A 9,269-nucleotide genomic window follows, 5' to 3' on the forward strand; every position below is an offset into this window, starting at 1 on the left:
GGACTCTAATCGCAGGTGGAGGAAAAATCCCGTGGCAGGTCAGTTCTTGCTCTTTCCGTCGAGGAGATAGAAGCCCTCGCCGCCCTCTTTCACTTGGTCCGTGGTGATCATGGCTATCTCATCGGCACGGCAACCTGTGGCGATGGCGAGGCGGACGACGTCGCCTTCTCTTGTCCCACGCTCTGTGGCCGCAAGCAGCTTGCTTGTCTCCTCAGGCTGGAAGTTCTCACGGACCTGTTCGCGCTTGTTGTTCGTGCGGCTGATGCCTCTGGGGAAGACCCACGGGTTCCGATAGCGCTTCGGCAGGCGTCCGTTCTCTTCTGCCCACACCCAGAGCTGCTTCAGTAGGTTGACGTTCTTGGCAACGGTCTGGGCGGAGAGACCCTGAGGGCTGCGGTGATGGCGGAGGGAGGGGAGGAAGTCATAACGGAAGCGGCGGGCAAGCTCGGGGGTCACGTCCTCCAAGCAGGCGGTCTTCGCCTCATCTTCGAGGAAGGCGCGGAGGTGCTTCATCGCAGTGTCGAGGTTCATCACCGTGCTGCGCTTCAGCGGCGCATAGCCGTAGGGATTGCCGGGGCGGCGGGCCTCCACATACTGCGAATGAGCGAGGTCGAGGGGAAAGCCCTTCCCTGAAGCGACACGAGCGCACCGCTGCAGCTGATCGAGTGGGAGACCACGGGCCTCGGCCTGTTCCAGCTTGTCGGTCAGAACCATCTCGATACCAACGCGGCGGGGGTCTTCGGCGTTCTGGCGGGCAGCAAGGATGGCTTCGCGCCACTCTACAGCTGAGGCGAGGGAGAAGGCCTCCCCGTCGCGCAAGCCGTCCTGAAGCCTGCGGATGTCGCCGAGTGCGATGTCGCGGAGCTTTCGGGCCGAGGGGAGGTGACGTGTCCCCAGCCCCTTTGTGATCGTTTTACGGATTGGCCTGCCGTCCCACGGGTTCGGAACACCCACGAGTTCAGGTGGCGTGGGCATCTTGAACACCCAGCCCTTGCCGGGGCCGCGAGGCTGCCTGAGGTATCGCATGTCTTCTTTCCCGGTCTTCCTGTGGTCCATTTTGGACAACAAGCTCTTGGATATCGAGAAGAAAACCCTGCAATAATAATAGGTTGTTGGGTGTGGCGGAGACGAAGGGATTCGAACCCTCGAGACGGTTTCCCGTCTACTCCCTTAGCAGGGGAGCGCCTTCGACCACTCGGCCACGTCTCCGCTGGCCTGTCTATGCCGTAAGGGCGCGCGGAACAAGGTGTTTTTGGCCGCGGCCTCCAGCATGGCCTAACCCCATGTTTTCCCGGGTTTTCGCGGAACTTAACGGGAACTGCACCTGATTCTGGTGCAGAATGCGTGCAGTTTGTTCCCGTTTTGCCCTGTTGAGAGCCCCCCATGTCGACCCTCGCCGCCCTCCTGATGCTCACCGCCTACACCATCGTCGACGGCGACACGCTGTCGGCAGGGGATACAGGGATCAGGCTGTGGGGGATCGACGCGCCCGAACGGGGCGAGGACGGCGCCGCCGCGGCGACGGCCGCGCTGGCCGATCTCGCGGGCGCCGGGCCGCTGCGGTGCGAGGTGAAGGACGTGGACCCCTACCGCCGGATCGTCGCGCGCTGCGTGACGCCGGACGGCCGCGACCTGGCCTGCGAACTGGTGGCGCAGGGCCACGCCCGCGACTGGCCGCGCTATTCGGGCGGGGCCTATGCGGGCTGCGATCCGGGGCGGTGACGCCGCGCCCCGGATCGGAAACCTAGCGCCCGCGCAACAGCGTCGCCGCCTCGAGGATCAGCGCAGGCAGCAGGCGGATCGGCACCACCAGGATCAACTCGCGCCCGCGCCAGACGCCCAGCCCGCCCCGGTGCGGCCCGAAATGCACCGGCGCGCTCAGGGCCGCCACCCGCACAGGCGGGCCCCCGTCTCGTTGTGGGTCAGGATCTGGCGCCGGGTGCCCTCGGTCAGCTGGTCGGCCGAGGAGGGCCGGATGGGGTTGGCCCAGTCGCAGGACCTAATCTCGCATCCAGCGAGCCAGGTCGTCGCGCACACGATCAGGATGGCGGGTCGCGATGTCATCTTGCACCTCGTTGGCGGTCTTCAGGGCGTCGCGCTCGCGCTCGGCCTGCCTGCGTTTGCCGCGCTCGCGCCCCCAGAGCGCGCCACCAGCCAGCGCCGCCAGCGCCATGCCGAGCGCCGAGAGCAGCGCGGAAAGGTCGATCCCGAGGAGATCGAGCATCACCCCCGCTCCAGCTTGTCGCGCAGGCCGATGATGCCGAGGCCCAGCACGACTAGCCCGGCGGGCGAGGCGTCGGCCCCGCCCAGCAGCGCCGCGAGCACGCGGCCGAGCTGCGACGCCTCCTCGGACGGGGCCACGATGCCGAGGACACCCAGGGCGATCGAGACCACCCCGGCCCACCAGCTGAGCGACGAGAATCGGAGATAGCGCATGTCAGCCTCCACAGGTCAGGTTGAGCAGATCGGCCAGCAGCGGCACCCGGCAGGCGAGCCCGGAGGCCACCGCGGCCGTCCCGGCGGCGAGCGCCGCGATCGCCGCGCCGATGCCCACGGCCGCGGTCTCGCCGGCGGGACCCGCCCCGCCGACCACACGCTCGGGCGCGGGCGGGGGCGGCGGGGGTGCGGCGGGCACCAGCGCCGGATCGTAGCCCGCCTCGCGCAGCGCCAGCTCGAACGCCGCGGCGCGGCTTGCATAGGCGGCGGCCTCGAACGTGCCGTTCCAGACGCGCCGGGCGGCGAGGTAGTCCACCCCGCGCGGCCCCACGAAGTCGGCCAGGGAAAGGCCCGTCGCCCAGCCGCCCAGCATCCCTCGCACCAGCGCCGCGGCCGAGATGGGCAGGTCGAGGATCAGCTCGGGCCTGTCCTCGAGCGGCACGCCGAGGCGCTGGCCCCAGAGCCGGTAGTTGCGCCGGCCGGTGATCTGGCCGAGGCCGCCGCCGCGGAACCGCCAGCCGTCGTCCGACCCGGGGCAGTTGTCGAGACGCCCGTTGTAGACATGGTTCGCCAGCGCGCGGGGGTTGCGGACGAAGGGCCGAGCCGCGGCCTCGGTCGGGAATCTCGACGGCCACACCGCGCAGAGCCGCGCGGCCGTGGTGTAGCTTAAGTTCTCGCGCAGCGGCCGCATCCGCCCGCCGGTCTCGCCATGGGCGGTGGCCAGGATGTAGGCGGCCTGGGGCAGCGTGGCGCGGGCGCGCAGGCACTCGTCCAGCACGGCCTCCAGGCCGTCGACTTGGCGCTGGCTCAGCGACGTGCCGAACACGCCGCTCCCGCGACGCCTGAGCGCCGCGTAGAACGTCTTGCGGTCCATGGGACCCTCCTAGGGGGCGAGATACGTGAAGGTTTCGGGCGCGCCGCACCGGTCGAGCGCACCCGCGGCCAGCAGCGCGAGCCACAGCACGACGGCGCCGGGCAGGTAGAAGCGGTGCACGGCTTGCCGGACCCGCTTCACTTGCCTCTCCACTGGCGCAGCAGGTCGACGACGGCGGCAGGGTTCTTCTTGGCCAGCAGCAGGACGGTCGCGGCCACCTCCAGCACGAGCGGGCCCAGGACCGTCACGCCCACGAGCGTCAGCCGCTCGGGCGTGCCCAGCCACAGCGCCAGCTCGGACCCGAGGGCCAGGCCGGCCGCGGCCGAGGCGGTGATGACCCCGAGGCGGCCGATCACCGCCATTCCGTCGGTGCGGATCCAGACCAGGATCAGGCCGGCGAGGATGGCCAGCGCGGTCTTGGCCGCGGCCTCGGTCAGCTCGATCATGCCGCCTCCACCGGGCCCAGTGTCGGGCTCGCGGGCCGGGCGTCGCCGAGCATGTCGACCGGCAGCACCGATCCCGTCGCCGCGGCCTTCGCGGTCGAGGTCGAGCCGGGGCGCAGGATCACCGCCAGCGGCGAAGGCGTCGCCGCGCTGACCACCTTCGGCGGGTAGTGGTCCGGGTGCCGCATCAGGTAGGCGACCCAGGCCGTGCCGGCCGGCCAGTCCACGCCCGAGTTGTTCGTGATCGTCACGCCGGTCGCGCCGAAGGTCCACGTGGTTTCGCCCGCGTTGGTGCCGTAGACGCCGCCCGCGTAGTATTCGGCATTGCTCGACCCGTCCGCGACCCCGATCAGCTGGAGGCAATGCGCCCGCGTGTTGTCGCGGAAATAGCTGGCGTCGCCCTCGCTGTAGGGGATCGTGAACGTCCCGCCCGCGCCGCCGACCGTCGCCGCCAGCGTGCCGGTGTAGCGCTCCGCCACCGGCTGGACGCCGGCATTGTAAGGCGTGACCGTGTGCACCTCGGTGAAGGGCGCGAACTGCGTGTCGCCTCCGCTGGGGCCGGGCTCGTGCAGCAGATTGTGGGCCATCGCCACGGTGATCCCCCCGCCGGTGTTCTCGACCACTTGCGAGACCGGCACCAGTGCCGAGCCGCCGAACGTCTTGGCGTCGGTGCACTGGTTGACGAAGGCGCAATGGCGCATCGTGCCGTAGATATTCGCGGGGTCCGAGGCGGCCGAGGTCATCCCGATGAAGCGCGTGATGTCGGTGAAATCCGAATACCGCTGGATGTCGGGATGCACCAGGGAGAGGTTTCGCGCCGAGATGCCGCCCTGCCGCCAGGTGAAAATCTCGCCCGTGTGCGGCCCGGCCACGATGATGCCGTCCGCGCACAGGATATTGCCCTCGGCAATCGGCGTGACGCCGTTCTGCGTGCCGAAACCCAGCTGCCCCTCGACGTAGAACCGCTCCATGTTCAGGCGCGGGTCCACCTCGTCCTCGATGTCGCCCTCGGACCACAGCAGCGGGTCCGGGATCGCCCAGCGGATCGCGGGCTGGTAGAGACCCGTCACCCACGTCCTGCCGCCCGTCCAGCCGTCGGTGCCGACCGTCAGCGAGGCCAGCGTCGGGTGTCCCGAGCCGGAATAGAACGACGATCCGGCGACGTAACACGTCGCCGCGCCGCCGCGCCACGGGCCATGGTCGTTCGACTTGCCGTCCTTGACCCAGCCCGACCCCGCGTTCGGGTTCTGGGCGATGTCGGAGCCGAGGATCGCGAAGAACTGCCGGGTGCCGACATCGGAGCGCACGCCTGCCCCGCCGCCGAAAATGCCGTATTCCCGCCAGTCCCAGACCTCCGTCTCGTGCAGAACGCCGAGGATCGTGTTCGCGGCGGGGTTCGGGTTGCGGGTGACCGGGGAGACGCAGATCTTGAAGTTGCTGACCCGGCAGCCGGACAGGCACCAGTATTCGCAGGGCCCGTTCCGCGTGAACCCCGATGCAGGGACCTCCTCCGCGCCCCGGCCGAACTCAAAGCCGAGCGCCTGGACGCCTTCCATCCGCACCGCGTCCCACAGGCCACGGAAATGGATGCCGCGCGCCACGAAGGCCACGGTGCCCTCGGCGGTCGGCCGCATCATCTTGTTCATCTCGCGGATGATCGAGCCGTTCTCGCCGCTGACGGTGATCTCCGGCATGGTCTCCGCGCCCGGCTCGGTGTCGATGTAGATGGTCCTGAAACGGAAGCTGGTGGAAGCGCTGGCTCCCGAGACGCCCGAGCCGATGTCCTCGGTCCAGCCATCCTCCAGCATGATGCGGATATCGGTCTGGCCGTCGTCGGCCCGCATGTCGGCCCACGCCGCCGCGAAGCTGGCCTTGTCGATCGCACCGGCCACGGGGCACGCGCCGGGCGCGCCGACCCAGAAGGTTTCGGCCGGGCCGGTCGGGGCGAAATGCGTCTCGGCGCTGACAACCACGATGGGGTCGAAGGTGATCGTCACGGACTTGCCCGAGGACGGCTCCTCGACGGTTAGGCTGGGCGTCCACGACCCGGCGGTCTCGTAGACATGGGCCACTTCGGGGCCGTAGCCCTTCGTCGCGTCGCGCCACGCTTCGGGAAGGTTCTTGCCGGTGACGAACCGCCGGTTCGTGGTGCCGTCGCCGAAATCCCAGGTGAAGATAAGGTCGCGGCGGCGGGCATCGAACCGGGTGCCGCTCGGCGCGGGCGTGTCCCATCCCGAGAACTGCCAGGCCTCGAAGGATACCGAATAGGGAGCGACCGCCAGGTCGCTTTTCTGGATGCGCACGCCGACGGTGGGCGCGGACACGGCGTCGAGCGCGGTGATCCCGAGATCAAGCGGCATCGGACGTCTCCCTTCTCATGGCAGCAGCCCCTGCATGTGGGTGTAAAGCTCAGCCCGCTCCTGCGCGGTCGGGATGCCGGTGGACGCCAGCAGGAAGTAGGCTCGGCCGTCGAGATGGTCGCCGGCGTTCAGCGCGCCGAGGGTGTGCGGTGAGCCGGTGTTCGAGATCGTCCCGGCCGCATTGGCGGCGGACCCGACCTCGGCCAGGGCGACGGTCTTCCCGCCCCTGCAAATCTTGGCGAAGCTCGCATCGAGCCAGGCCATCACGATGACGTCCTCGCCCGCCACGATGGCCGTGGTATCCTGTGCGGTCACCCCCGCCTTCGCCCCGTCATAGCCGATGAACTGCAGCAGCCCGTCGCCGCCGAAGTTGATGTGGCGCAGCAGGAACAGCTTGCTCGGGCCGCCCGGCTGGCAGGCCAGGATGTGCTGGGTGGTCCCGGTCGTCGCTGGCCGGAACGCCGCGGCCAGGAAGAAGCCTCGGTTGTCGATCGAGGCGTCGAAGCCCCCGGCGGTGTCCAGCTTCTCGCCGGCGGCCCGGTCGAAGGTCACGAAGCCGGACCCGAGCTGCGGGCCGGCGGCGCCCGTGGCATCGTAGGACCCGACGCCGGACTGGCTGGCCCAGCCCTGGACGGTCTGGCCGACCGTGGCCGGGATGCTGAGGCCGGTATCGGTGTAGACCCCCGCGGCCGGATCGAAGACGTAGCCTGTGCGGCCGGCGAACAGGGCGGCCGGGTCGAAGCCCGCCGGGGGCACGTTGTTCGTCACCGCTTCGTCCGCCAGGTCCTGCAGCGCGTTGCCCCAGTCGTCGCGCAGGGTCCCGCCCGCGTAGTCGACCGCCAGGGTCTCGCCCGCCTGCACCGCGCCGCCGAAGGCCAGGACGACATCCGCCGACCCGTCGATGGTCACGCCGGTCACCGCGATCGCGCCGCTGGCCGAGCCGGTCACCGTCCAGTCGGCGGGGTCCTCGTCCCCGACGATGATGTCGTCGAAGGTCAGCGTGGCCTGCGTGCCGTCGAGGCTCGTCGCGGCCGAGACCAGGTCGGGTCCGTCCTCGTCCAGGTTGGTCACGGCCACCGTGGCGGTAGCCGCCTGGTTGTCGCCCCCATCCTCGCGCACGACCACCATCAGGCTGTCCGCGCCATTGCCCCCGAAGAAGTCCGACAGCGCCCCCGCGGCGCCCAGGGCGAAGTCGAAGCCCGGAAGGTTGCCGGCGTCGAGCACCGTGCCCCCGGTTCCGGCGACCGCCTGCGGCACGGTCGGCGCGCCGCTCGCGGACTGGTAGGAGACGACGAACAGCGTCAGCGGCTGGCTGCCGCCATAGGAGCCCGTGATCTCGATGCGCGGGATCGCGCCGTCCTGGCCCTCGACGAAGGTCAGCGCCGTGATTTCCAGCGTGTCGGGCACCACTGTGGCCCCCACCGTCACCGGGGCCGAGCTGGCCGAGAACGGGCCGGCCGGGTGGTCGGGGTCGGAAATGCGGATGGTCAGCACCTCGCCCTCGGCCGCCTCGTAAGGCGAGCCGAGCGAGGCATAGCCGCCGCCGTCCACGTCGATCTCCCAGGTCAGCGGGTCGTCCGGCACGCCCGCCGCGCCGCCCAGCACGGCCTCGACATCCGCGCCCGACCCCGGCTGGCCCACCGTCTGGCCGTCGACGACCGCGCCGAGGCTGACGGTCCGGCTCGGGGCCAGGCCGACCACGGTGATCGGCTCGCTCGTGAAGGTGGCGCTGTTGCCGTCGGTATCGGTGACGATCTCGCGGATCCGCCAGGTCTCGCCGTACTGCACGGTCCGCGCCGGGTCGAAGGCCTCCCAGGTCTGGCCGCCGTCGCTGCTCATCTCGCGCGTGGTGGGGGTGACGATTTCGGGCATGGTCTACCTCACGGCCAGTGATGGTCAGCGGTGAAATCGGCGGGGATGCCGCCCGGCGCGTCCTTCAGCGCCCAGGACGCCTCGTAGACGGCCTGCCAGTACGCGGCGGCCCGCTCCCAGAGGTCGGCGACCTGGTGCTGGGTGAACCGGTGGATCACGTCGTCCTCGTCGCGCCAGTCGGTCGTGGTGGCGCCCTCGCCCGCCGCGATCCGCGCCTGCGCGGTCGAGAATCGCGCCGCGAGGTTGAAGGTGGTCCGCTGGTCCCCGGCCAGCGTCACGTCACCATGCCCGGCCACCGGGAATGTGCGCGGCCCGTAGAGCCGGCGGTCGCGCTCGGCATTCACGTCGGCGCCCGTCGGGACCGGGGGCGGCGGCACCTCGCCGGGCCGCGGGGCGCGTATCACCTTCCGGCCGTCCTCCCAGACCACGACTCTATCCTGTGACATATTCGCGCCTCCGCAGCAGGGTGATCCGCCCCGCGTCGATCGACCCCGCGGCGAACCGGACACGGCCGCGGCCAATCTTCTGCGCGGCGGGGTGGGTCACGTCCGCCTCGGCCGCCGTCCACGCCCCCCCGCCGCCCGAGAACCCGTTGGAGAGTTGGGCGATCCGATGCACGAAGCCGATCTCGCGCGGCAGCACGAACTGCGCCGACCCGTAGAGCAGGACGGAACTGCTCGGTGCGCCCGTCTCCATCCTGATGCCGGAATAGGCGCCCGTGGTCTCCAGCCATGCCTCGATCAGCAGAGGGGTAGCGATGCTGTGGTTGTGGCTCAGAGCCTCGACTTTCACCGCGTATTCATAACCGTCTTCGAAGCTCGGCGTCTCGACCGACAGGACCGTGCCGTCGGTGGCGTGATCGTAGATCACCCCGCCCGCGCCGTCGCCGGGGCTGACCATGTCATAGGGGTGCCACGCCTCGATCGGCGCGGCGGGCGCGTGGGCCGCCACCGCCTGCGCCAGCCGCTGGCCGGAGACCTGCCCGAAGACCTGCGAGGTATCGTCGGCCGCCTGCGCCTCGCTCAGCTGCGCGAGGCCGGCGGGCGTGAAGGTGCCGGCGGCCTGGTCGAAACTGCCGATGGTGATCCAGCCGCTGTTCGCGGCGTTGCGCTGTTTCAGCGTGGCCGTCGCGGTATCGGCCCAGAACATGTGCGGATAGGTCTCGGCCGGGGCGGTCGCGCCGGAATTGTTGCTGGCGATCGCCTGCAGCACGGCCGAGAAGAAGCTGCGCGCCTGCGCCCTCGTCCGCGTCGGGTCGGTGATGTAGGTTGCCTGGCTCATCTG

12 protein-coding genes and 1 tRNA gene are annotated in these 9,269 nt (G+C 70.2%); 1 reads left to right on the forward strand and 12 read right to left on the reverse strand.

Annotation, left to right across the window (positions count from 1 at the left end):
- Positions 1-39: 39 nt before the first annotated feature.
- The gene (locus tag BUR28_RS08220; RefSeq protein ID WP_074219682.1) at positions 40-1,056 is read right to left on the reverse strand and encodes a phage integrase SAM-like domain-containing protein; all 1,017 of its coding nucleotides are present in this window, start codon (positions 1,054-1,056) and stop codon (positions 40-42) included.
- 63 nt (positions 1,057-1,119) lie between these two features.
- Positions 1,120-1,209, reverse strand: a tRNA-Ser gene (locus BUR28_RS08225).
- A 174-nt stretch (positions 1,210-1,383) separates the two neighbouring features.
- On the opposite strand from BUR28_RS08225, the gene BUR28_RS08230 reads away from it, so the two are divergent.
- Positions 1,384-1,722 (forward strand): thermonuclease family protein, encoded by a 339-nt coding sequence (locus BUR28_RS08230; RefSeq protein ID WP_074219683.1) that lies wholly within the window; start codon positions 1,384-1,386, stop codon positions 1,720-1,722.
- A 22-nt stretch (positions 1,723-1,744) separates the two neighbouring features.
- Here the strand turns inward: BUR28_RS08230 and BUR28_RS20005 are convergent, their stop codons facing one another.
- From BUR28_RS20005 to BUR28_RS08270, 10 genes are all read right to left on the reverse strand, one after another.
- Entirely contained in the window at positions 1,745-1,891 is a 147-nt protein-coding gene (locus BUR28_RS20005; RefSeq protein WP_175566918.1) for a hypothetical protein, read from the reverse strand.
- 108 nt (positions 1,892-1,999) lie between these two features.
- On the reverse strand, positions 2,000-2,224 hold the full coding sequence (locus tag BUR28_RS18975; protein WP_083626534.1) for a hypothetical protein: 225 nt from the start codon (positions 2,222-2,224) through the stop codon (positions 2,000-2,002).
- Positions 2,224-2,436, reverse strand: coding sequence for a hypothetical protein (locus tag BUR28_RS08240; protein WP_074219685.1), 213 nt, complete (start codon positions 2,434-2,436; stop codon positions 2,224-2,226). Before BUR28_RS08240 ends, BUR28_RS18975 begins: the two co-directional genes overlap by 1 nt.
- A gap of 1 nt (position 2,437) precedes the next feature.
- Complete coding sequence (locus BUR28_RS08245) at positions 2,438-3,310, reverse strand: hypothetical protein (RefSeq protein ID WP_074219686.1); 873 nt, start codon at positions 3,308-3,310, stop codon at positions 2,438-2,440.
- Between the two features lie 9 nt (positions 3,311-3,319).
- Positions 3,320-3,451: a hypothetical protein gene (locus tag BUR28_RS20705; RefSeq protein WP_256370880.1), complete on the reverse strand. Its 132-nt coding sequence runs from the start codon at positions 3,449-3,451 to the stop codon at positions 3,320-3,322.
- On the reverse strand, positions 3,448-3,756 hold the full coding sequence (locus tag BUR28_RS08250) for a hypothetical protein (protein ID WP_074219687.1): 309 nt from the start codon (positions 3,754-3,756) through the stop codon (positions 3,448-3,450). Before BUR28_RS08250 ends, BUR28_RS20705 begins: the two co-directional genes overlap by 4 nt.
- A complete protein-coding gene (locus tag BUR28_RS08255) occupies positions 3,753-6,113 on the reverse strand; it encodes a hypothetical protein (RefSeq protein WP_074219688.1) in 2,361 nt (786 codons plus the stop codon). Before BUR28_RS08255 ends, BUR28_RS08250 begins: the two co-directional genes overlap by 4 nt.
- Before the next feature lie 15 nt (positions 6,114-6,128).
- Positions 6,129-7,985, reverse strand: a complete 1,857-nt coding sequence (locus BUR28_RS08260; RefSeq protein ID WP_074219689.1) for a hypothetical protein — start codon at positions 7,983-7,985, stop codon at positions 6,129-6,131.
- Positions 7,986-7,993: 8 nt separating this feature from the next.
- Entirely contained in the window at positions 7,994-8,431 is a 438-nt protein-coding gene (locus BUR28_RS08265) for a DUF4376 domain-containing protein (protein ID WP_083626535.1), read from the reverse strand.
- The gene (locus BUR28_RS08270) at positions 8,418-9,266 is read right to left on the reverse strand and encodes a hypothetical protein (RefSeq protein ID WP_074219690.1); all 849 of its coding nucleotides are present in this window, start codon (positions 9,264-9,266) and stop codon (positions 8,418-8,420) included. Before BUR28_RS08270 ends, BUR28_RS08265 begins: the two co-directional genes overlap by 14 nt.
- Between the last annotated feature and the right edge of the window lie 3 nt (positions 9,267-9,269).

The sequence above is a fragment of the Rhodovulum sp. ES.010 genome (assembly GCF_900142935.1).
In the GTDB taxonomy this organism is placed as follows: Bacteria; Pseudomonadota; Alphaproteobacteria; order Rhodobacterales; family Rhodobacteraceae; genus Rhodovulum.

What these genes read in the sequence shown, in the direction of transcription:
- BUR28_RS08220 (WP_074219682.1), bottom strand. Translation starts at nt 1,056, where the DNA reads ATGGACCACAGGAAGACCGGGAAAGAAGACATGCGATACCTCAGGCAG.
- BUR28_RS08245 (WP_074219686.1), bottom strand. Translation starts at nt 3,310, where the DNA reads ATGGACCGCAAGACGTTCTACGCGGCGCTCAGGCGTCGCGGGAGCGGC.
- BUR28_RS18975 (WP_083626534.1), bottom strand. Translation starts at nt 2,224, where the DNA reads ATGCTCGATCTCCTCGGGATCGACCTTTCCGCGCTGCTCTCGGCGCTC.
- BUR28_RS08265 (WP_083626535.1), bottom strand. Translation starts at nt 8,431, where the DNA reads ATGTCACAGGATAGAGTCGTGGTCTGGGAGGACGGCCGGAAGGTGATA.
- BUR28_RS08255 (WP_074219688.1), bottom strand. Translation starts at nt 6,113, where the DNA reads ATGCCGCTTGATCTCGGGATCACCGCGCTCGACGCCGTGTCCGCGCCC.
- BUR28_RS08230 (WP_074219683.1), top strand. Translation starts at nt 1,384, where the DNA reads ATGTCGACCCTCGCCGCCCTCCTGATGCTCACCGCCTACACCATCGTC.
- BUR28_RS08260 (WP_074219689.1), bottom strand. Translation starts at nt 7,985, where the DNA reads ATGCCCGAAATCGTCACCCCCACCACGCGCGAGATGAGCAGCGACGGC.
- BUR28_RS08270 (WP_074219690.1), bottom strand. Translation starts at nt 9,266, where the DNA reads ATGAGCCAGGCAACCTACATCACCGACCCGACGCGGACGAGGGCGCAG.
- BUR28_RS08240 (WP_074219685.1), bottom strand. Translation starts at nt 2,436, where the DNA reads ATGCGCTATCTCCGATTCTCGTCGCTCAGCTGGTGGGCCGGGGTGGTC.
- BUR28_RS08250 (WP_074219687.1), bottom strand. Translation starts at nt 3,756, where the DNA reads ATGATCGAGCTGACCGAGGCCGCGGCCAAGACCGCGCTGGCCATCCTC.